This window comes from Acidovorax sp. (genome assembly GCF_016783915.1).
In the GTDB taxonomy this organism is placed as follows: Bacteria; Pseudomonadota; Gammaproteobacteria; order Burkholderiales; family Burkholderiaceae_C; genus Acidovorax.
Genome location: NZ_JADHVT010000031.1, coordinates 1 through 22,205, shown reverse-complemented (window position 1 = coordinate 22,205; position 22,205 = coordinate 1). Strand labels below are relative to the sequence as shown.

The 22,205-nt window shown below is 64.7% G+C and carries 19 protein-coding genes; 7 read left to right on the top strand and 12 right to left on the bottom strand.

Going from position 1 to position 22,205, the window contains the following annotated elements; translation table 11 throughout:
* Positions 1-33 precede the first annotated feature (33 nt).
* Positions 34-1,524, top strand: coding sequence for a ribonuclease G (rng, locus tag ISS20_RS08675; RefSeq protein ID WP_291435652.1), 1,491 nt, complete (start codon positions 34-36; stop codon positions 1,522-1,524).
* A gap of 21 nt (positions 1,525-1,545) precedes the next feature.
* Here rng and ISS20_RS08670 read toward each other — a convergent pair whose 3' ends face one another.
* The 6 genes from ISS20_RS08670 to kdpF form a co-directional block, all read right to left on the bottom strand.
* Positions 1,546-2,256, bottom strand: coding sequence for a response regulator (locus ISS20_RS08670; RefSeq protein WP_291435650.1), 711 nt, complete (start codon positions 2,254-2,256; stop codon positions 1,546-1,548).
* Positions 2,257-2,376: 120 nt separating this feature from the next.
* Positions 2,377-5,097 (bottom strand): sensor histidine kinase KdpD, encoded by a 2,721-nt coding sequence (locus ISS20_RS08665; protein WP_291435648.1) that lies wholly within the window; start codon positions 5,095-5,097, stop codon positions 2,377-2,379.
* Between the two features lie 67 nt (positions 5,098-5,164).
* Entirely contained in the window at positions 5,165-5,782 is a 618-nt protein-coding gene (kdpC, locus tag ISS20_RS08660; RefSeq protein WP_291435646.1) for a potassium-transporting ATPase subunit KdpC, read from the bottom strand.
* Positions 5,783-5,955: 173 nt separating this feature from the next.
* Positions 5,956-8,022, bottom strand: a complete 2,067-nt coding sequence (kdpB, locus tag ISS20_RS08655) for a potassium-transporting ATPase subunit KdpB (RefSeq protein ID WP_291435644.1) — start codon at positions 8,020-8,022, stop codon at positions 5,956-5,958.
* Positions 8,023-8,042: 20 nt separating this feature from the next.
* Positions 8,043-9,836: a potassium-transporting ATPase subunit KdpA gene (kdpA, locus tag ISS20_RS08650; protein WP_291435642.1), complete on the bottom strand. Its 1,794-nt coding sequence runs from the start codon at positions 9,834-9,836 to the stop codon at positions 8,043-8,045.
* Positions 9,833-9,928: a K(+)-transporting ATPase subunit F gene (gene kdpF, locus ISS20_RS08645; protein WP_056062349.1), complete on the bottom strand. Its 96-nt coding sequence runs from the start codon at positions 9,926-9,928 to the stop codon at positions 9,833-9,835. The genes kdpA and kdpF overlap by 4 nt, the downstream gene beginning before the upstream one ends.
* A gap of 492 nt (positions 9,929-10,420) precedes the next feature.
* Between kdpF and ISS20_RS08640 the strand changes: the two genes are divergently transcribed.
* Positions 10,421-11,323, top strand: a complete 903-nt coding sequence (locus tag ISS20_RS08640) for a DMT family transporter (protein ID WP_099730126.1) — start codon at positions 10,421-10,423, stop codon at positions 11,321-11,323.
* A 22-nt stretch (positions 11,324-11,345) separates the two neighbouring features.
* Here ISS20_RS08640 and ISS20_RS08635 read toward each other — a convergent pair whose 3' ends face one another.
* The 5 genes from ISS20_RS08635 to lptF all read right to left on the bottom strand — a co-directional run bounded on the left by ISS20_RS08635 (position 11,346) and on the right by lptF (position 16,200).
* Positions 11,346-12,512 carry a pyridoxal phosphate-dependent aminotransferase gene (locus ISS20_RS08635; RefSeq protein ID WP_291435635.1) on the bottom strand — a complete coding sequence of 389 codons (1,167 nt, stop codon included), beginning with the start codon at positions 12,510-12,512 and terminating at the stop codon, positions 11,346-11,348.
* A gap of 67 nt (positions 12,513-12,579) precedes the next feature.
* On the bottom strand, positions 12,580-13,521 hold the full coding sequence (locus tag ISS20_RS08630; RefSeq protein WP_056062356.1) for a CysB family HTH-type transcriptional regulator: 942 nt from the start codon (positions 13,519-13,521) through the stop codon (positions 12,580-12,582).
* A 72-nt stretch (positions 13,522-13,593) separates the two neighbouring features.
* On the bottom strand, positions 13,594-13,965 hold the full coding sequence (locus ISS20_RS08625; protein ID WP_291435631.1) for a CbiX/SirB N-terminal domain-containing protein: 372 nt from the start codon (positions 13,963-13,965) through the stop codon (positions 13,594-13,596).
* Between the two features lie 22 nt (positions 13,966-13,987).
* The gene (lptG, locus tag ISS20_RS08620; protein ID WP_291435629.1) at positions 13,988-15,097 is read right to left on the bottom strand and encodes an LPS export ABC transporter permease LptG; all 1,110 of its coding nucleotides are present in this window, start codon (positions 15,095-15,097) and stop codon (positions 13,988-13,990) included.
* Positions 15,094-16,200 (bottom strand): LPS export ABC transporter permease LptF, encoded by a 1,107-nt coding sequence (gene lptF / locus ISS20_RS08615; RefSeq protein WP_291435627.1) that lies wholly within the window; start codon positions 16,198-16,200, stop codon positions 15,094-15,096. The genes lptG and lptF overlap by 4 nt, the downstream gene beginning before the upstream one ends.
* Before the next feature lie 23 nt (positions 16,201-16,223).
* Here lptF and ISS20_RS08610 point away from each other — a divergent pair, with 23 nt between their 5' ends.
* The 4 genes from ISS20_RS08610 (at position 16,224) to ISS20_RS08595 (ending at position 20,070) form a co-directional block, all read left to right on the top strand.
* Positions 16,224-17,780, top strand: a complete 1,557-nt coding sequence (locus tag ISS20_RS08610; RefSeq protein ID WP_291435625.1) for a leucyl aminopeptidase — start codon at positions 16,224-16,226, stop codon at positions 17,778-17,780.
* 6 nt (positions 17,781-17,786) lie between these two features.
* Entirely contained in the window at positions 17,787-18,221 is a 435-nt protein-coding gene (locus ISS20_RS08605) for a DNA polymerase III subunit chi (RefSeq protein ID WP_291435623.1), read from the top strand.
* Positions 18,222-18,610: 389 nt separating this feature from the next.
* Positions 18,611-18,811 (top strand): hypothetical protein, encoded by a 201-nt coding sequence (locus tag ISS20_RS08600; RefSeq protein ID WP_291435621.1) that lies wholly within the window; start codon positions 18,611-18,613, stop codon positions 18,809-18,811.
* A 131-nt stretch (positions 18,812-18,942) separates the two neighbouring features.
* Complete coding sequence (locus tag ISS20_RS08595; protein ID WP_056062370.1) at positions 18,943-20,070, top strand: branched-chain amino acid ABC transporter substrate-binding protein; 1,128 nt, start codon at positions 18,943-18,945, stop codon at positions 20,068-20,070.
* Between the two features lie 129 nt (positions 20,071-20,199).
* Here the strand turns inward: ISS20_RS08595 and ISS20_RS08590 are convergent, their stop codons facing one another.
* Positions 20,200-21,207, bottom strand: coding sequence for a D-2-hydroxyacid dehydrogenase family protein (locus ISS20_RS08590; protein WP_056746014.1), 1,008 nt, complete (start codon positions 21,205-21,207; stop codon positions 20,200-20,202).
* A 212-nt stretch (positions 21,208-21,419) separates the two neighbouring features.
* On the opposite strand from ISS20_RS08590, the gene ISS20_RS08585 reads away from it, so the two are divergent.
* Positions 21,420-22,205 (top strand): Arm DNA-binding domain-containing protein (locus tag ISS20_RS08585; protein WP_291435612.1); only part of this gene is annotated, 786 nt, incomplete at its 3' end.

Below are 22,205 nucleotides of genomic sequence, written 5' to 3'. Positions count from 1 at the left end.
GCGACGCGAACAATAGACAACCACCACCAAGCCATGCAACAAGACATCCTGATCAATTGGTCCCCCCAGGAAACCCGGGTGGCCGTGGTGGAGCACGGCGCCGTGCAGGAGCTGCACATCGAGCGCACGCTGGAGCGCGGCCTGGTCGGCAATGTCTATCTGGGCAAGGTCTCGCGCGTGCTGCCAGGCATGCAGTCGGCCTTTATCGACATCGGGCTGGAGCGTGCGGCCTTCTTGCACGTGGCCGATGTGTGGCAGCGCCAGCCCGATGGCGAGCCGCCCGCATTTGCCCGCAAGAACGAGCCGCAGGTACCGATTGAAAAACAGGTGTTCGAGGGGCAGGCGCTCATGGTGCAGGTCATCAAGGACCCGATTGGCACCAAGGGTGCGCGGTTGTCCACGCAGATCAGCATTGCCGGTCGCCTGCTGGTGTTTTTGCCGCAGGATGACCATGTGGGCGTGTCGCAGAAGATCCCGCCCGCCGAGCGCGATGCGCTGCGTGCGCGGCTGCAGGCGCTGGTGGGCGACAAATCCACGGGCGGTGGTGGTGGCTTCATCCTGCGCACCAACGGCGAAGATTCCACCGATGCCGAGCTGGCCGAAGACATCGCCTACCTGCGCAAGACCTGGGCGCGCATCAAGGAGGCATCGCTCAAGCTGCCCGCCATGTCGCTCTTGCACCAGGACCTGGACCTGCTGCAGCGCGTGCTGCGCGACCTGGTGGGCGACCACACGCAGACCATCCGCCTGGATTCGATGGAGCAGTTCCAGCGCCTGCGTGCGTTCGGGCAAGAGTTCATGCCCGCAGCCGCTGGCAAGCTGCAGCACTACAAGGGCGAGCGGCCCATTTTTGACCTGTACTCCATTGACGAAGAGGTGGCCAAGGCCCTGGGCCGCCGGGTCGATTTGAAATCGGGCGGCTACCTCATCGTGGACCAGACGGAGGCGCTCACCACCATCGACGTGAACACCGGTGGCTATGTGGGCGCGCGCAATTTCGACGACACCATCTTCAAGACCAACCTGGAGGCCGCCCAGGCCATTGCCCGCCAGCTGCGTCTGCGCAACCTGGGCGGCATCATCATCGTGGACTTCATCGACATGGTGCGGGACGACCACCAGCAGGCCGTGCTGTCGGAGTTCAAGAAGCAGCTCGCGCGCGACCGGGTCAAGACCATGTCGTCCGGCACGTTCTCGCAACTGGGCCTGGTGGAGATGACGCGCAAGCGCACCCGCGAATCACTGGCGCACATGCTGTGCGAGCCCTGCGAGGTGTGCCAGGGCAAGGGCAGCGTGAAGACCGCGCGCAGCGTGTGCTACGACATCCTGCGCGAGATCCTTCGCGAAGCCCGCCAGTTCAACCCGCGCGAGTTCCGCGTAGTGGCGTCCGCGCGGGTAGTCGAGTTGTTCCTGGATGAAGAAAGCCAGCACCTGGCCGGTCTCTCGGACTTCATCAAGAAGCCGATCTCGCTGCAATCGGAAAGCGCGATGGGGCAGGAGCAGTACGACATCGTGCTTCTATAAACAGGTACTTATCCCCGGGACTCAAAGTACAAACCGATAACCTACCCCCGCCTCGGTCCGCAAATGTCGGGGCATCGATGCGTTGTTCTCCACTTTCTTGCGCAGGTTGGCCATGTGCACACGCACGTAGTGCGTGTCTTCGGCGTGGCCTGGGCCCCACACGGCCTTGAGCAGCTGGGCGTGGGTGATGACCCGATCAGGTTGGGATGCAAGATGGGTGAGCAGCTTGTATTCGATGGGCGTGAGATGCAGGGCCTCGCTGCCATCGTCTGCCGTGCGGCGCTCTACCGTGCGGCGGGCCAGGTCCACGGTGATGGGGCCGAACTGGATGACGGGTGTGGCTTCGGCGCCGGATGCGCGCTGGCTGCGGCGCAGCTGGGCACGCACGCGGGCCATCAGCTCGCCCGAGCCAAAGGGCTTGACCAGATAGTCGTCGGCCCCGGCGTCCAGCGCCGCGATCTTGCTCGATTCGGCGCTGCGGGCCGAGAGCACGATGATGGGCATGGCCGACCAGGTGCGCAGGTCGCGTATCAAATCGACGCCGTCGCCATCGGGCAGGCCCAGGTCCAGCACCACCAGGTCGGGGCGGCGGGTGCCGGCCTCGATCAGGCCGCGCTGCAGGGTGGCGGCCTCGTGCACGGTGTGGCCCTCACTCTCCAGCGTCAGGCGCACAAAGCGGCGGATATCGGCTTCGTCTTCAACGATGAGGATGTGGGTGGGCAGATCGGTCATGGCATGAATGCTAGGGTGTCATTCCGTTTCCAAATCATCCGTGTCGTTGTTGCTTCGCCTTGCCGTGCTAAGGCACTGTCTGCGGCTTCACGCCTAGACACGAATGATTTGGAAACGGAATCAGGCGTCGGCATCATCGCCCAGGTCGGTGGGCGGTGTGCCGCGTGGCAGCAGCAGCGTAAAGCGCGCTCCGGCTGGCTGGCCCTGGGCGTTGAGGATGGTATCGCCCCAAATGCTGCCACCATGCGCCTGCACGATGGCGCGGCAGATGGCCAGCCCCAGGCCCACGCCGGGCGTGGCGCTTTCGCGGGCGCCGCGCTCGAACTTTTCAAACAGCAGCTCTTCGCGGCCTTTGGGCAGGCCCGGGCCTTCGTCGGTGATGCTCAAGGCCACCGCATCGCTTTGCGCCTGGGCGCTGATACGGATGGCAGTGCTGGCGGGCGTGTACTTGGCGGCGTTTTCCAGCAGGTTGACCAGCACGCGCTCCATCAGCACGGCGTCGATCTGTAGCAGGGGCAGGTCGCCCGGCAGGTTCACTTCGATGCGGTGCGCTGCGATGGCGGGGGCGCTGGCGGCCAGGGCACTGCCCACCACTTCTTCCAGCAGCTGCCAGGCCTTGTTGAGCTGCACGGCACCGGCCTCCAGGCGGGCCATGTCCAGCAGGTTGTTGACCAGTGCGCTCATGCGCTGGGCCGATTGCTGGATGGCGCCGGTCAGCTCTTGTTGGTGGGCAGGCAGGGGCGGATGCACCATGGCCAGCGATTCGGCCAGGCCGACCAGCGAGGCCAGCGGCGTACGCAAATCGTGCGAGATGGCCGAGAGCAGCGAGTTGCGCAGCCGCTCGGACTCGATCTGCACGGTGCTCTTTTGCGCCACGTCGATGTAGTGGATGCGTTCGAGCGAAATGGCCAGCAGCGATGCGCAGGTCTGCAGCAGGCGGCGCGGTTCCACGCCCGGCACTTGGTCGTGTGGCATGGCCACCACCAGCACACCACGGATGCGCATGGGCGCCTTCAGGGGCAGCACCAGCGTGGGGCTGGAGTGCAAGGTGTCTGTGCCCCGGCCCGCAGGCTCGCCGCGCTCAAACGCCCATTGCGCCACGGCCATGTCCACCGGGGCCGTGCCACCGGGCAGCACCTGCAGGCGGTTGTCATCGTCGGCCACCACTAGGGTGCTGCCCGCGCTGAATTCACCGGTGATGAAGCGCCCTCCAATCTCGGCCACCTGTTCGGGCAGCAGCGCGGCAGACAAATCACGCGCCATGTCGTACAGGCTGCGCACGCGGTGCTCACGGTCGGTGGCGGCCTCGGCCTGCACCTTGAGCCCGGCGGTGAGCTGGCCCACCACCAGGGCCACCACCAGCATCACGGCGAAGGTGACGACGTACTGCGCGTCGCTCACCGCAAAGTTGAAGCGGGGCGGCACAAAGAAGAAGTCAAAGAACCCCACGCCCAGGAACGCCGCCATGATGGCCGGGCCGCGACCAAAGCGCAGCGCCACGCCCACCACCACCAGTAAAAACAGCATGACGATATTGGTCAGCTCCAGCACATTGGCCAGCGGCGTGGCGATGACGGCTGCAATGCAGCAGGCCAGGGCTGCGGCTATATAGCCAGGCCAGAAGGGCGGACGCGTGGTGGCCGGAGGGATGCGGGGGGCGGCTCTGGTGCTGTTGGTGCTGCCTCTGCGGCCCGCCGGCGTGCCGACCTGCAGCAGGTCCAGGTCGCTGGCACTTTGCCCGATCTGCTCTGCCAGCGTGGCCTGCCAGGGCCAGCGGCGGGCGCTGCGGCCCATCACCACGCGCACCAGGTTGTGTTCGCGCGCATAGCGCACCAGGGCCGGGGCGCGCTGGGCGGCGGGCAGCACGGCGCAGGCGGTGGCTCCCAGTTGCTGGGCGATCTTCAGCGTGCGTTCCACCTGCGGGTGCAGGTTGGCCGACTGGCCTTGCTGCTCGGGCGTTTCCACGTGCACGGCGTGCCAAGGCAGGTCGAGCTGGGCGGCCAGGCGGGCGCAGCTGCGCACCACTTTTTCGGTGTTGTCGCCGGTGCCCACGCAGGCCAGCAGGGCCTCGCGGTTGGGCCACACGGCCTCGGCGGTGGTGGTGCTGGCGCGGCGGTAGGCGCGCATTTCGTCGTCCACCCGGTCGGCGGTGCGGCGCAGGGCCAGCTCGCGCAGGGCCAGCAGGTTGCCTTTGCGAAAGAAATTGGCGGCGGCGCGCTCGGCCTGCTGGGGCAAGTAGACCTTGCCGGCTTTCAGGCGCGCCAGCAGCTCGTCGGGCGGCAGGTCGACCACCACCACTTCGTCGGCAGCGTCAAAAAACTGGTCGGGCACCGTCTCCCACACGCGGATGCCGGTGATGCCGCTGACGATGTCGTTCAGGCTCTCCAGGTGCTGCACGTTCATGGTGGACCACACGTCGATGCCTGCGGCCAGCAGTTCCTCGGCGTCTTGCCAGCGTTTGGGGTGGCGCGATCCGGCCACATTGCTGTGGGCCAGCTCGTCCAGCAGCACCAGGCCCTCGGGGTTCGCAGCGCCCCAGGCCAGGGCGGCGTCCAGGTCAAACTCGGGCAGGGTGCGGTCTTTGTAGGGCAGGGCGCGCAGCGGCAGGCGCGGCAGGTGTGCGGTCAGCGCCTCGGTGTCGGTGCGGCCATGCGTTTCGACCACGCCGATGGTGACGGGCAGGCCCTGCGCCTGTGCCGCCCGGGCGGCGGACAGCATGGCAAAGGTCTTGCCCACCCCGGCGCAGGCGCCAAAAAACACCTTGAGCCGCCCGCGCTGCTGCTGGGCCTGCTCTTGCTGGATGCGCTGCAGCAGCGCGTCGGGGTCGGGGCGGTCCTGCATGGGCACAGTGTATCCACCAATTTGATGTCGAATAGGCCTCAAGCGCTAGTATCAATTGCGCTGATAGCTATTTATTTGATAGCGAATCGAGTGCCAGATTCAAGGCCAAAACGTTCACACGCGGCTCACCCAGCAGGCCCAGCCAGGGGGTGTCGGTGTGCTGCTGCACCAAGGCTTGCACTTGTCCCACGGGCAGGCCTCTGGCACGGGCCACGCGTTCGCTCTGGTAGGCGGCGGCTGCCGGGCTGATGTGTGGGTCCAGCCCGCTGGCCGACGCGGTGACCAAGTCCACAGGCACGGGTTGGGTGTTGCCGGGGTCGGCAGCGCGCAGGGCCTCGATGCGGGCCTTGACGGCATCTGTCAGCGCCGGGTTCGTGGGGCCCAGGTTGGAGCCGCCCGAGGCCGATGCGTTGTAGGGCATGGGCGCGGTGGCCGAGGGGCGGCCCCAGAAGTGGCCGGGCTCGGTGAACGACTGGCCGATCAGCTCGGAGCCCACGGCTTTGCCACCCTTGGTGATCAAGCTGCCGTTGGCCTGGTGTGGGAAGGCCGTTTGCGCCACGCCCGTCACGGCCAGCGGGTACAGCAGGCCGGTGACGATGGACAGCACGACAAACAGCGTGAGGGCAGGGCGCAGCAGGCCGCCTGGGCTTGCGGGCACGTCGTCGCGGGGGATACGGATAGGCATACGATTTTCCTTTCAATGAAATTCCGGGAGCTGCGCATCAGACTGGCGCGGCTCAGGCGAGGGGACACCGAGCAAGGGCCGCCCCGCAGCGAGGGTGTCGTCCCCCTCCCCGCGTAGCGCAGCGAAGCGAGAGGAGGGGGAAGGCGCGAAGCGACACAGGGGGAGGTCCTTGTTCAAGTCAGACCGGCTGCCGCCAGCACCATGTCAATCAACTTGATGCCGATGAACGGCACCACCATGCCCCCCAGCCCATAAATGGCCAGGTTGCGGCGCAGCAGCGCGGCGGCACCCACGGCGCGATAGGGCACGCCCTTCAGGGCCAGCGGGATCAAAAAGATGATGATCAGCGCGTTGAACACCACGGCGGACAGGATGGCCGACGAGGGGCTGGCCAGGTGCATGAAGTTCAGCGCCGACAGCTGCGGGTAGGTGGTGACAAACGCCGCCGGGATGATCGCGAAGTACTTGGCAATGTCGTTGGCGATGCTGAAGGTGGTGAGCGAGCCGCGCGTCATCAGCATCTGCTTGCCGGTCTCCACAATCTCGATGAGCTTGGTGGGGTTGCTGTCTAGGTCCACCATGTTGCCCGCCTCCTTGGCGGCCTGGGTGCCGGTGTTCATGGCCACGGCCACGTCGGCCTGTGCGAGGGCGGGCGCGTCGTTGGTGCCGTCGCCGGTCATGGCCACCAACTGGCCTGCGGCTTGATAGCTGCGGATGAGCTGCAGCTTGGCCTCGGGCGTGGCCTCGGCCAGGAAGTCGTCCACACCCGCCTCGGCCGCAATCGCGGCGGCCGTCAGGCGGTTGTCGCCCGTCACCATCACGGTCTTGATGCCCATGCGGCGCAGCTCGGCAAAGCGTTCCTTGATACCTCCCTTCACCACGTCTTTGAGCTCCACCACGCCCAGCACATGGGCACCATCGGCCACCACCAGCGGGGTGCTGCCACGGCGCGACACATCGTCTACTGCGGTCTGCACCGCGGTGGGAAAGCGACCGCCCAGGGCCTCCACATGCTTGCGAATGGCATCTGCCGCGCCCTTGCGCAGCAGGCGTGGGCCGGGCAAGTCCACCCCGCTCATGCGGGTTTGCGCCGTGAACGGCACAAACACCGCGTGCAGGCTGGAAAGGTCACGTTCGCGCAGGTTGAACTTCTGCTTGGCCAGCACCACGATGCTGCGGCCTTCGGGGGTTTCGTCGGCCAGCGATGCAAGCTGGGCGGCGTCTGCCAATGCCGCATCGGTCACGCCGGGCGCAGACACGAACTGGCTGGCCTGGCGGTTGCCCAGGGTGATGGTGCCGGTCTTGTCCAGCAGCAGCACGTCCACATCGCCCGCAGCCTCCACCGCGCGGCCCGAGGTGGCGATCACATTGGCCTGCATCATGCGGCTCATGCCCGCCACGCCAATGGCGCTGAGCAAGCCTGCAATGGTGGTGGGGATCAGGCACACCAGCAGGGCCACCAGCACCACCAGGCTCACAGGCTCGCCCGCGCCGCTGGCCTGCACGCTGAACAGCGAGAACGGCAGCAGCGTAACCACCACGCCCAGGAACACGATGGTCAGCGCCACCAGCAGGATGGTCAGTGCAATCTCGTTGGGGGTCTTGTGGCGCTTGGCGTTCTCCACCATGGCGATCATGCGGTCGACAAAGGTCTCGCCAGGGTTCACGGCCACGCGCACCACGATCCAGTCCGACAGCACGCGGGTGCCGCCCGTCACGGCCGAGAAGTCGCCGCCCGATTCGCGGATCACCGGGGCCGATTCGCCCGTGATGGCGCTTTCGTCCACCGAGGCCACGCCGTCGATCACCTCGCCATCGGCGGGAATGGTGTCACCGGCTTCCACCAGCACCACATCGCCCTTGCGCAGGTGGGCGGCCTCCAGCGGCAGCCAGGTCATGGCCGTGCGCGGGGTGGCTCGGTCAAACTGGCCGTCCAGCTTTTTCGCCCAGGTCTGCTTTTTCAGGCCGCGCAGCGAGGCCGCCTGGGCCTTGCTGCGGCCTTCGGCCATGGCCTCGGCAAAGTTGGCAAACAGCACGGTGAACCACAGCCACAGCGCCACGGCAGCGGTGAAGCCCTCGGGCTTGCTGGCGGCCAGCGCGGTGGTGAAGGCGCTGCCCACGTACACCACAAACATCACCGGGTTGCGCCATTGCACGCGCGGGTCCAGCTTCTTGAAAGCCTCCAGCAGCGCGGGGCGTACCAGGGCGGGGTCAAACAGGGTCAATGTTTTGCGGGTCATCACAATCTCCCAGCCATTTCTTAACGGGGTGTGAGCACGAGATGCTCTACCACCGGGCCCAGCGCGAGGGCGGGCACATAGTTCAGCAACCCCACCAGCAGCACCACGCCCGCCAGCAGCGCCACAAACAGCGGGCCGTGGGTGGGCAAGGTGCCATCGGTGGCGGTGGCGCGCTTCTTGGCGGCCAGCGACCCGGCCATGGCCAGCACCGGCACGATCACGCCAAAGCGGCCCAGCCACATGGCTACGGCCAGCAGCACGTTGTAGAAGGGGGTGTTGGCCGACAGGCCCGCGAAGGCGCTGCCGTTGTTGTTGGCGGCGGAAGACAGCGCATACAGCACCTGGCTGAAGCCGTGCGCGCCGGGGTTCGAAAGGCCCGCGCGGCCAGCCTCGCTCATCACCGCCACGGCGGTGCCCAGCAGCACCAGCAGGGGCGTGACGAGGATGGCGATGGAGACGAGCTTCATCTCATGCGTCTCGATCTTCTTGCCCAGGTACTCTGGCGTGCGGCCAATCATCAGCCCGGCGATGAACACCGCCATGATGGCGAACACCAGCATGCCGTACAGGCCCGAGCCGACACCGCCAAACACCACCTCGCCCATCTGCATCAGCACGAGGGGCACCATGCCGCCGAGGGGGGTGAAGCTGTCGTGCATCGCAATTACCGCGCCGCAGCTGGCCGCCGTGGTGATGACGGCGAACAGGGCCGAGGTGGCGATGCCAAAGCGCGTTTCCTTGCCTTCCATATTGCCGCCTGCCTGCAGGGCGCTGGCGGCCTGGTCCACACCCAGCGATGAAAGCAGCGGGTTGCCCTGCTGCTCGAAGGCGGTGGCTGCTACTACTGCGACCACGAAGAGCAGACTCATCGTTGCCAGAATCGTCCAGCCCTGGCGCTCATCGCGCACCATGCGGCCAAACACCAGGCACAGCGCGGCGGGGATCAGGAAGATCGCCAGCATCTGCAACAGGTTGCTCGCGGCCGAGGGGTTCTCGAACGGGTGGGCCGAGTTGGCGTTGAAGAAGCCGCCACCGTTGGTGCCCAGCATCTTGATGGCCAACTGCGAGGCCACGGGGCCCATGGCCAGCGTCTGGGTGGTTTGTGTGGCGGGCTCGGTGACCTGAGCGCCTTGTGCGTCGAGCACGGGATGGCCTGCGCTATCGAGCTTGGGGGCGTCGTAGTGCACGGGCTCCAGCGTCTGTACCTCGGTATAGGACGACAGGTTCTGAATCACGCCCTGGCCTGCAAACACCACGGCCAGCACCAGCGACAGGGGCAGGAGCACCCACAGTGTGGCACGGGTCAGGTCAGTCCACACATTGCCAATGCTCTGCGCTGAATGCTGCGCGAACCCGCGCACCAGTGCAATGACGACGACCAGGCCCGTGGCGGCAGACAGAAAGTTCTGCACCGTCAGCGCCAGCATCTGCGTGAGGTAGCTCATGGTGCTCTCGCCGCCATAGCCTTGCCAGTTGGTGTTGGTGACAAAGCTGATGGCGGTGTTGAAGGCCGAATCGGGTGCCACCGCAGCCATGCCCTGAGGGTTGAGTGGCAGCACGGCTTGCCAGCGCTGCAGCGCATACACCGCCAGCACGCCCAGGCCATTGAACACCAGCAGGCCCAGCGCGTAGCGCAGCCAGCCGGTTTCTTCATCGGGCCGCACGCCTGCCAGTCGGAACAGCGGGCCTTCCAGCCTCCGTCCCAGCGCAAAGCGGCCCGCCATCACGGTGTCGATATAACGCGCCAGCGGCCAAGCCAGCGCCAGCAGCAGTGCCAAAAACACCGCCAATTGCAGCCAGGCACCGGTGCTCATGAAAAGTCCTCCGGCCGCAGCAGTACGGCGATCAGGTACACCAAAAGCGCAGCGGCGAGCACGGCCGCCAGAATCATCCAGCCGCTGGTCATGACCGCCCCCCTTGTGCTTGGCGTTGCAGCAGCGCGCAACCCTTGGCCAAGCCATAGACGGCCAGCCAGAGCAGGCCTCCCACCGCCATCAATATCCAGTCCATAGCGTCCTCCTTGAGACATGGACCGATGCTAGGAACGGCCGCATCAAGATGGGCGCAAGAGTGCGGTGTGGGGTATCAAGATCGCATCAAGATGCGCGGGCGCCAGGCCTGGCTGGCAGAAAGATGTATGGCAATTTGCTATTGAATTTATAGCTGTATGCGCATGATATTCAAGCGCTACAGACCGTTTCTATTCAAAGTTTTGCCTTGAAGCGCGGGTTTACTGGTTCTCGCACCGGTTTCGGGCGTCAGCACGCCCGGCAGGTGTGGCGCACCTGGAGGTCTGTCCGTTCTCCCAATGGTTCATAAGAGAACGCTAGCATCGGCCTGAAGCAATGGCGTGTGCAAGGTGCGATCATCCCCACCCTGCATCACGCTTCTGTTCTCCATGACCCAGGCCACACCGCTCCGTCCCAGCGCTTCCAGTCCGCTCGATTCCCTCGTCCCTCTGCTGTTTGTGGCGCTCTGGAGCACCGGCTTTATCGGCGCCAAGCTGGGGCTGCCGTATGTGGAGCCGCTGACCTTTCTGGCGCTGCGGTTTGCCATTGTCATCGTGCTCATGCTCGCGGTGGTCGCCGTAGCGCGTGCGCCGTGGCCGCCTTCGGGCAGGGCCTGGCTGCACATTGGGGTGTCGGGCCTGCTGGTGCACGGTGTGTACCTGGGCGGGGTGTTCATGGCCATCGGGCACGGGCTGCCATCGGGCATTACAGCGCTGGTGGTGGGGTTGCAGCCGCTGCTGACAGCCCTGGTGGCCGGGGCTTTGCTGGGCGAGAAGGTGCGGCCTGCCCAATGGGCGGGCCTGGCCCTGGGCTTCACCGGCGTGGCGCTGGTGGTGGCCGGCAAGGTGGCTACCGTGCCGGCCGGTGCTTTGCTGGGCATGCTGCTGCCCGCTGTGGTCGCGCTGCTGGGCATCACGGCCGGCACCCTGTACCAGAAGCGGTTCTGCCCCTCGTTCGACTTGCGCACGGGCTCGGTGATTCAGTACCTACCCTGTGCCGTGGCCATGGCCGCCGTCGCCTACGCCACCGAATCCATGGCCATATCGTGGACCGGCGAATTTGTGTTTGCGCTGGGCTGGCTGGTGCTGGTGCTCTCGCTGGGGGCGGTGAGCCTGCTGAACCTGCTCATTCGCCGGGGCGGCGCAGTGAACGTGGCCAGCCTGTTCTACCTGACCCCGCCCACCACCGCGCTGATCGCCTGGGCGATGTTTGGTGAGACGCTCAGCGGCTGGGCGCTGGCGGGGATGGCGCTGGCGGCTGCGGGCGTGTGGCTGGCGCGGCAGACGAAGTAAGAGCCCTGGAGGGCCCTGCGGATCAGAGCTTGCGCAGCCGCTCCAGCGCGGCGCGCAGTGTCTCGTCCTTCTTGGCAAAGCAGAACCGCACCACACGCTGGTCAAACCCATCGCCATAAAACGCCGACAGCGGAATCGCCGCCACGCCCACTTCGCGGGTGAGCCACTGGCAGAAATCAGCCTCGTTCAAATCACTGATCGCCGAGATGTCCACGCACTGGAAGTAGCTGCCCGTGCTGGGCAGCAGCTTGAAGCGCGAGCCTGCCAAGCCCTCGCGGAACAGGTCGCGCTTGGCCTGGTAGAACGCGGGCAGCTGCAGATAGGGCGTGGGGTCTTGCAGGTAGGCGGCCAGGCCGTGCTGCACCGGTGTGTTGACGGTGAACACATTGAACTGGTGCACCTTGCGAAACTCGGCCGTCAGGGCCGCGGGGGCGGCCACGGTGCCGACCTTCCAGCCGGTGACGTGGAAGGTCTTGCCAAAGCTCGACACGATGAAGGCACGCGCGGCGAGGCCGGGAAAGCGCGCGGCGCTCTGGTGCTCGACACCGTCGAACACCATGTGTTCGTACACCTCGTCGCTGATGAGCAGGATGTCGGTGGGGGCGAGCAGGTCTTCCAGCTGGCGCATTTCCTCGGCCGTCCAGATGGTGGCGCTGGGGTTGTGCGGGCTGTTGATGAGGATGGCGCGGGTGCGGGGCGTGATGGCCGCGCTGATCTTGCCGAAGTCGGGGCGGAAGGTGCCGGGTGTGAGCGGCACGCGCACAGCCTGGCCGCCGGCCAGCTCGATGTTGGGCACGTAGCTGTCGTAGCAGGGGTCGAGCACGATCACCTCGTCACCCGCGTGCACGATGGCCAGGATGGCGGTGATGATGGCCTGAGTGGCACCGGCAGTGATGGTGATTTCGGTGTTGGGGTTGTAGGCGCGGCCATGCAGTGCCTCGATCTTGCGGGCCACGGCTTCGCGCAGGGCGGGCACACCGGTCATGGGTGGGTACTGGTTGTGACCGGCCTGCATGGCGGCGGTGACGGCGTTTACCAGCTCGGGGGCACATTCAAAGTCCGGGAAGCCCTGGCCCAGGTTGACGGCCTTGTGCTCAGTGGCCAGGGCCGACATCACCGTGAAGATGGTGGTGCCGACATTGGGCAGTTTGCTGGGGAAGGCGGGTGTGCGGGCGGTGGTGGAGGTCATGGCGCAGCAGCGTGGAAAACGAGGAAATTCTGGAAGGGTTCAGGGTGCTTCTCGGGCTGAACGGAGGTCACAGCTCGTAGTCGTTGACATGGCCCGTCATCGCGCGGGCAATCAGCTCGCGACTAAGGCGGTCGCTGAGCAGCTCGGCAAACTTGTAGACAAAGTTGCGCAGGTAAGCGCCGCGCTTGAAGGCCACGCGGGCCACGCTCTGGCCGAACAGGTGGCCCACGGGGCGCACGGCCAGGTCGCCCACCGGGTCGTCGCGCATGGCCATCTCGGCCACGATGCCGATGCCCAGGCCCAGGCGCACATAGGTCTTGATCACGTCAGAGTCGATGGCTTCGAGCACGATACGGGGCGTGAGCTTGCGCGCTGCGAAGGCGTGATCGATCTTGCCGCGCCCAGTGAAGGAGGGGTGGTAGGTGATCAGCGCCTCGTGCGCGAGGTCGTCCAGACCGATGCGTTCCTTTTGCGCCAGAGGGTGGTCGTTGGGCACCACCAGCACGTGCTGCCATTCGTAGCAGGGCAGGGTGACAAGTTCGGGGTAGTCGGCCAGGGATTCGGTGGCCATGCCGATCTCGGCCACCTCGTCGATGATCATGCGGGCCACTTCGTGCGGTGTGGCCTGGTGCAGGCTCACGTTGACCTTGGGGTAGGCCTCGCGCAAGCGGGCCACAGGCACCGGCAGCACATAGCGCGCCTGGGTGTGGGTGGTGGCGATGCTGAGGGTGCCGCTGTCTTGCGCACTGAACTGCTCGCCAATGCGCTTGAGGTTGCCCACCTCGCGCATGATGACTTCGATGCTTTTGAGCACATGCTGGCCGGGCTCGGTGATGCGCTTGAGGCGTTTGCCGTGCCGGGCGAAGATGTCCACGCCCAGTTCTTCTTCCAGCTCGATGATGGCTTTGGAGACGCCTGGCTGCGAGGTATGCAGGGCCTTGGCGGCCTCGGTCAGGTTGAGGTTGCGGCGCGCAGCCTCTTGAACGAAGCGGAATTGGTGCAGATTCATATCGAATATCGCCTAAAGGATTGCATCATTATGCTGCAATCATCTAAGCGAATGAACCGCACCCCAGAAATTTCAGAGCGGCGGGCTTTCGCAGGCGATCTCTGCCATCAAGGCCGTCATGCGTGGATCCTCCCCGATGGCGGCCTGGACGTGGAATTGCACGGCGGGGTGGGCGGTGCGCAGCTCCTGCACCAGCAGGGGCAAATCCTCCCGGGCGTGTTTGCCGGTGCCCAGAAACATCGGAACCACTGTGACGGCGGTGGCCCCACCGGCCACCAGTTGCCGGACGGCGTCCGGCAGGGCGGGTTCACACAGTTCCAGGTAGGCACAGATGGCCCGGCGGTCCGGACTTTGGGAGGCAATGCGCGTTGCGACTGCCTCCATGGGGGCGCGCCACAGGGGGTCTCGGGACCCGTGGGCAAACAGGACGATGGCGTGGGTCATGGGGCGGGGCGAGGTCAGAGTGTCAGCGTCTCAGCACCAGCCAGCCAAAGGCCGCTAGCGAGAGCAGGGAGTAGATCAGGCCGGGCGCCGCTGCTGTCAGCCATGGCGACCAGTTTTGCAGATTGCCCGCATAGCCAAAGACGTTGTTGAGCAGGAAGAAGCTGATGCCCGCCATCACGCCGCCGAACACGTAGCCCGCGATGCCGCCCGAGCGGAAATGCAGGTAGGCAAAAGGCAGCGCCAGCACCACCATCACCAGACAGCTCAAGGGGTAGAACACCTTGCGCCAGAACTCGATCTCGTACTTCTGGGCGGACTGGCCGTTGGCGTTCAGGTGCCGAATGAACTGAAAGAGGTCCAGGGTGGCCATGCGGTCGGGCTTGAGCAAAGAGGCCGCCACCATGTCGGCACTGATCTTGGTCGGCCACTGCAGGGAGGGGCTTTCCAGGTGCTCCACGCGGGCCTCGTTCTTGTCGCTTTGCTGTTCAAAGTGGCTTCGCTGCACCTTCTCCAGGGTCCACGATCCATCGGTGCCGAACTGCCCCGACGCTGCCCGGGTCTGCGACGCCAGGCGCCCCTTCTCGTCAAACTCGAAGATGCGCACGTCCAGCATGCCGCCATTGGGGGTGAGTGCGCGCACGTTGACGGCAAACGAATGGTCTTCTTGCCGTTCTTTGAGCCATGCGCCTGTGGCGCCCGCCGTCAGCCGCCCCAGGTAGCGCACTTTGATGAGCTGCGCGGTGCGGTCGGTCAAGGGGGCCAGGTAGTCACCGACAGCGAAGGTCAGCATCACAAAGACGCCGCCGAGCGTGAGCAGGGTACGCAGTGCGCGCCAAGGGCCCATGCCGCTGGTGCGCATGATGGTGAACTCCGAGCTTTGGGCCAGGCGCGCCATTACGAAGATGGTGCCAATCAGTACCGTGATGGGCAGCAGTTCATACAGGTGACTGGGGATGCTGAGCACCACAAACAGCAGCGCGTGCGATAGCTGGTAGCCATCTTCCCCGGCACGGCCCACCCAGCGGAGCTCATCCACCAGGTCAAAGAAGAAGAAGAGGGCCAGAAAACCTACGGTGACGAAGGTGACGGCGCCCAGGGCCTCGCGGTGGATCAGGCGGCGGATGGTTTTCATGCGGACTGCCCTCCGGTGCGCAGGGACTGCCATAGTCGGCCCATCGTCCATTGGTTGTGTCGGACAGCAAGCACCAGCAGTGAGGCCGCCAGCATGCCGCCGTGCAGCAGCACCATGAAACTGGTCAGGCCCAGCCGGTCCGCGCCCACCCAGCTCTGGCCCAGGGTCATGAGGTTGTAGTAAACGATGAAGGCAAACAGCGCAAACACCATGCTCGTGCTGCGCGCGGCGCGTGGGTTGACGCTGGCCACAGCCAGACCCAGCAGCACAAAGTTGAGCGCGGCCAGTGCCAGGCCCAGGCGCCAGCCCAGCTCGGCGCGGTAGGCCGGCAGCGGCCGCATCACGAGGTCGTAGGTCGTGCGTGTCTTCACCGCCAGTTCTTCCGCCGCACTTGGGGCTGCACTACCGATGCGGGTGCCGTACAGGCTGAACTCGCTGATCTTCACGCCGGGCTTGTCCCGCGAGGTCTCCAGGCGCTGACCGTCGCTCAGCAGGGCCATGCGTTCACCGCCCTGGGTCTCCAGCCGGGCGCTGCGGGCGGAGGTGACGGATTCGCGTTTGCCGTCATTGGCGGCAATGAAGACGTTGTTGGCGGCCTGCGTGTCGGGGGTGTCCTTGTCGATGAAGAACACCCGGCTGCCGTTGGACGACTCCTGGAACTCGCCCGGTGCAATGCGGTCGATGTCGCTGCGTTGCTCGTAGCGGGTCTTGAGCTCCTGGATCTGGGAGTTGGCCCAGGGCCACACCAGCAGCGACAGTACGGCAATCACCACCATCACCGGCCAGGCAAAGCGCAGCAGGGGTCGCACCAGACTGATCAGGCCGCGCCCGCTGGCGAACCAGATCACCATTTCGCTGTCACGGTACATGCGCGATAGCGTGCCGACCACCGCAATGAACAGACTGAGGCTGAGAATGGTGGGCAATTGCCCCAAGACAGTGAAGCCCATGACGAGCATCACGTCGGACGGGCTGACACTGCCCTTGGAGGCCTGGCCCAGCGTGCGGATGAGCATCATGGTCATGACCACGGTCACCAGCACCACAAGGGTCGCGCCGAAGCTGCGCGCCAGCTCCTTGCGGATGGATGAATCGAATAACATTGGCTGGAAGGAAAACACCAATTATGAACTTTGATCTCAAGACCCTTGAACTTGCTGCGGCAGCCTCGGAGAAATGCGACCTGCTGATCGTCCTGCTTCCCGAGGGCTTCAAGCCGGGCAAGGACGCGCTGTCTGCCCTGGCGGCCTTGGCACTCAAGAACGGAGATCTGACCACCAAGGCGGGCAAACACCTGCAGCTGTACCAGGTGCCTGCCGTTGCAGCCCGCCGCGTGGTGCTGGTGGGGTTGGGCGATGGGGCGGCGCGCGCAACGCGCCAGGCGCTGCAGGCACTGGGTGGTGCCATCAAGGCGCCCCTGACCAAGCGCGTGGTGCTGTGTTTTGCCGGCGCAGCCCCGGCGGCGTCTGTCAGCGCGGCTGTGCAGGCGGTGGCAGACGTGAGCTATGTCTACACCACCACCAAGACCAAGGTGGAAGCACGCAGCCTGAGCCGCTGTGTGGTGGGTGTGCCGGATGCTGCCAGTGCGCGTGACGGGTTTGACAGCGGGGTCGCCCTGGTCGCTGGTGTGGAGTTTGCCAGGGAGTGGGGCAACCGCCCAGCCAACCACGCCACCCCCAGCCTGCTGGCGGATGCAGCCAAAACCCTGGCCAAGCTGCCACGCATCCAGTGCAAGGTCCATGGCCCGGCAGAGGTGGCGCGTCTGGGTATGGGCGCCTTCATGGCTGTGGCAAAGGGCTCTGAAGAGCCCCTGCGTTTCATCGAGCTGCGCTACAACGGCGCTGCCAAGGACCAGGCACCCATCGTGCTGGTGGGCAAGGGCATCACCTTTGACACCGGCGGCATCTCGATCAAGCCCGCGCCCGAGATGGACGAGATGAAATTCGACATGTGCGGTGCTGCCAGCGTGCTGGGAACGTTCCGCGCGCTGGGCGAACTGCAGCCTGCCGTCAATGTGGTGGGCCTGATCCCCGCATGCGAAAACATGCCGGACGGGCGTTCTGTCAAACCTGGCGATGTGGTCACCAGCATGAGCGGCCAGACCATCGAGATTTTGAACACCGATGCGGAGGGGCGCCTGGTGTTGTGTGATGCGTTGACCTATGCAGCGCGATTCAAGCCTGCCGCCGTGGTGGATATTGCGACGCTGACCGGCGCCTGCGTGATCGCCTTGGGGGGCGTACGCAGTGGTTTGTTTGCCAATAACGACGGTCTGGCGGAGTCCTTGCAGGCAGCTGGTGAGGCCGCGCAAGACCTCTGCTGGCGCATGCCGCTGGACGATGACTATGCAGATGGCTTGAAGAGCAATTTTGCCGATATGGGCAACGTGGCGGGCCGTGCGGGTGGCTCCATCACCGCTGCCAAGTTCTTGCAGAAGTTCGTCGGCGACATGCCCTGGGCTCACCTGGACATTGCGGGTACTGCCTGGAAGGGAGGCGCGGCCAAGGGTTCCACAGGACGCCCGGTTGGCCTGCTGGTGCACTATGTGCTGGAGCAGTCCAGGTCGCAGGTCCGACAAGCCAAGGCACCCAAGTCCGCGTCACGCTCCGTGACCAGGACGGCCGCTGCTGGAGCTGTGGGCAAGCCAGCCGCCAAGCGGTCCTCCAGCACCAAGGCTGCGTGACGCGTCATGACCGAGGTAGCCTTTCACTTCAACGCACCCGACAAGCTGGCCTACGCATGCCGGTTTGCGCGCAAGGTGCAGCGCAGCGGGGCTCGTTTGGTCATTGCCGCGCCTGCGGATGCGCTTCAGGCGCTGGACCGCATGCTCTGGTTGTTGGCCCCGCAGGACTTTGTGGCCCATTGCCACGCCGACTCGGACGAGGAGCTGGTTCAGGCCTCTCCGGTGTTGCTGGCGCAGGATGCACGCCTGGCACCGCATCACGAAGTGCTGTTGAACCTGAATGCGGAAGTCCCGGAAGGTTTTGGTCGGTTTGACCGTCTGGTCGAAGTGGTAAGCGCCCAGGACGACGCCGACCGTGCTCAGGCGCGTGCGCGTTGGCGCCATTACGCGTCCCGGGGTTATGCCATTACCCGCCATGATCTGGTGCTGAAAGCGGGCTGATGGCGCTCCCACCCAAAACCCCTCCGCGGTTTGTACCCACGCTCACCGAAGTGGTGCAGGTGCCTGGCGTGGCGCCCCTCGCGCCGGGGGCTTCAAATCCGGCGGTCCGCACCACCGTCCTGTCACCGTCGCAGTCTGTGGCGTTGGCCAGGCCTGCATTGCCCGCTGCGCGACCGGCTGGTGCGGCGCAAGTCGCTCCCCCCGCCACAGAGCGTCCTGTGGCCTCTCCGGTGGCTGCGCCAATCCCTGTGGCCGCTCCCCTGGCATCACGTTCTACGGTATCCCATGTCCAATCTCGCCCGGCGGTTCATGCTGCCACCCCTGCTGGCCCAAAGCCAGGGGCTGCGCCCGTTGCGGCCCGCGCCTTGCCAGATGGGATGGAGGAGTACATGGTGCACCGCGTCATGCAGCGCGTGGATGTAGTGCTGGACCAGCGCTTGCGGGAAGCAATCGCCACAGTGGTGCAGGAGCAGACGCGGTCAGTGCTTCCGCGTCTGCGCGAAGAGATCGAATCGGTGGTACGGCATGCGGTGTACGAGGCGGTGGCGGACGAGCTGGCCAGTGGTGCGCCCCCTGGGGCCAAGGGATGACAGGGTATTCCCCTGTGGTTTCTCTTGCGTTTAATCGTGTTCCCTAATGATCTGGCCCGTAAATTGCGATATGTTCGCCTGCGTTGAGACACAAGAAGATTCTCAGCGTTTATCTTTACTGGAGATTTGATATGCAATTGAAGTTGAAACTGACCGTGGTTGCTGCTATCGCGGCTGTTGCTGGTGTGGCCTCTGCACAAGAGCAGGTGGTCAAGATCGGCCACGTGGCTCCGGTTTCCGGCGCCCAAGCCCACTACGGCAAGGACAACGAAAATGGCGCCCGCATGGCCATTGAAGAGCTGAACGCTCAAGGCGTCACCATCGGCGGCAAGAAGATCAAGTTCGAGCTGCAGGCTGAAGATGACGCTGCCGATCCAAAGCAGGGCACTGCTGCCGCACAGAAGCTGTGCGACTCCAAGGTCGCTGGCGTGGTCGGCCACCTCAACTCCGGTACGACGATCCCCGCCTCCAAGGTGTACAACGATTGCGGCATCCCCATGGTGACGGGCGCTGCGACCAACCCCAACCTGACCAAGCCTGGCTACAAGACCACGTTCCGTATCATCGCCAACGACAACGCCCTGGGCGCTGGTCTGGCCTTCTACGCTGTGGACACACTGAAGCTCAAGACCGTTGCCATCATCGATGACCGTACTGCTTACGGCCAAGGTGTTGCCGACGTGTTCAAGAAGACCGCTACAGCCAAGGGCATGAAGGTGGTGGACGAGCAGTTCACGACCGACAAGGCCACGGACTTCATGGCCATCCTGACCGCCATCAAGGCCAAGAACCCTGATGCCGTGTTCTACGGTGGTATGGACCCTCAAGCCGGCCCCATGCTGCGCCAGATGGAACAGCTGGGCATGGCGAACGTCAAATACTTCGGTGGTGACGGCGTCTGCACGTCCGAAATCGCCAAGCTGGCTGCCGGTGCCAAGACCCTGGCTAATGTGATCTGCGCGGAAGGCGGCTCCTCGCTGGCCAAGATGCCTGGCGGTACGGCCTGGAAGGCCAAGTACGACGCCAAGTACCCCAACCAGTTCCAGGTGTACAGCCCCTACACCTATGACGCCACGTTCCTGCTGGTGGACGCTATGAAGCGCGCCAACTCCGTGGACCCCAAGGTGTACGTGAACGAACTCGCCAAGTCCAACTTCAAGGGCGTGACCTCCACCATCGCCTTCGAACCCAACGGCGAAATGAAGAACCCAGCGATCACGCTGTACGTCTACAAGGACGGCAAGAAGACACCTCTGTAATTGGAGTGTTGCTTTCTGCTGCGGGGCATTTCGGTGCCTTGCAACAATCGCAAAAAAGGCTTCCCTCGGGAAGCCTTTTTTAATTGCGCGGTGTAGTCAGCGTTGCCAACGCCGCAACGGTTTGATCTGTTAGCGCCTGACTTGTAGCGAGCCAGGATTCACGATGTTGGTAGGCGTGCCCTTGATGAAATTCACCACATTGTCGAAAGCTGCACCAAAGTAGAGCTCGTAGCTGTCCTGCTCCACGTACCCGATGTGTGGCGTGCAGATGCAGTTTTCCAGGCGGAGCAGGGCGTGGCCTTGCAGGATGGGTTCGCTCTCAAACACGTCCACGGCCGCCAGGCCCGGGCGACCCCGGTTGAGTGCTGCGATGAGCGCGTCGGGTTCAATCAATTCTGCACGTGACGTGTTGACCAGCAGCGAGGTGGGCTTCATGCACGAGAGGTCTTCAAGCGAGATGATGCCGCGCGTTTCGTCGTTCAGGCGCAGGTGCAACGAGATCACGTCGCACTGCGAAAAAAACTCTTCGCGCGTGGCGGCGGCCTGGTACCCATCCGTCAGCGCCTGCGCGCGTGAGGCTTCACGCCCCCAGACGCGCACGTTCATGCCAAACGCCCGTCCATAGCCGGCCACCAGTTGTCCGATGCGGCCGTAGCCCCAGATACCCAGTGTTTTACCCCGCAGCACGCTGCCGACTCCGAAGTTGGGGGGCATCGACGCGGTCTTGAGACCGGACTGCTGCCAAGCGCCATGCTTGAGGTTGGAGATGTATTGGGGCAGGCGGCGCATGGAGGCCATCACCAGGGCCCAGGTCAGCTCGGCGGGAGCCACAGGGGAGCCGACCCCTTCTGCCACGGCGATCCCCCGCTCAGTACATGCCGCTACATCAATGTGGCTCCCAATCTTGCCAGTTTGGGCGATGAGCTTGAGCCGCGGGAGCTTTTCAACCAGTTGGCGTGTGATCTGGGTCCGTTCGCGGATCAGCACAATGATGTCGGCGTCTTTGAGTCGCACCGAAAGCTGCCCCAGCCCTTTGACCGTGTTGGTGTACACCTTGGCGGTGTATGCGTCGAGCCGAGAGGCGCAATGCAGCTTGCGCACTGCATCCTGGTAATCGTCAAGGATAACGATATTCATCGTTTGTTCAACTTTCATAACTCATTGATTCACAAGGCAATATCAACCTAACGCCTTGATTTCATTGGCAAAAATCTACGCCACTGTGCCACGTTTGTTTTTCTGTTCTAGTGATAGCGTTCAGTGCGATACGGGCTACACTTGCCGCCTCGGCGTAGGTTTGGCGTAGGTTTTTCCAACCTTGCGCCGCCGATAAATCCAAGGGGTGGCGAATGCAGTTTGATGCACGGGCAGCTAAGGCCCTGCAGCCTGGCGCCTACATTGTCGTTCAAGGTTGCAATGGCCTACGGCTGGTTGCGTCTTCCAGTCGCAAGACATGGATCTACCGTTACAAACACCCGGCCACGGGCCAGATGAAACAGGTGCGCCTGGGGCATTACCCTGAAGTGCCGCCGGTGGATGCGGCTGCCCGTTGGGCTGAGCTGCGGGCAGTGCGTGACGCGGGCGGCGACCCGCAGGCCGTGCGCAAGCTGGCCGCTGCGCCAGCGCTGGCGCAGCAGGGGGCGGTGGTCTACACGCTGGGCGACCTGGTGCGCGACTACGCCACGGGATACCTGCAGGTGCGGCGCGAGGCCAAGGGCGCCCGGGCGGTGCAGCAGCGGCTTGAAAAAGCTACGCTGCAGCACCAGGCCCTGCCGGTGGCCGATGTGACCCGCCGGTTTGCGTTTGACCTCATCACCGGGCTGGCTGACCGGCCTGTGCTGGCCAACTCGGTCAAGACAGAGCTGTCTGCCGCCTGTGTGCACGCTATGGACGCCGGGCGCATACCTGACGACCTGCCAAACTGGTGGGCCCAGGTGCTGGCCCGCAAGCTGCGCAGCAAGGGGGCCAAGCGCGACGGCGTGTACAAAGGCACCGACAAGCGGGTGCTGCAGCCTGCAGAGATACGGGCGCTGATGTTGGACTGCATGCCCATGTTCAGCCAGCAGGTGCAGGACTTTCTGACGCTGCAGCTGTGGACTTGCACACGCGGGGCTGAGCTGGTGCTGATGCGGCCT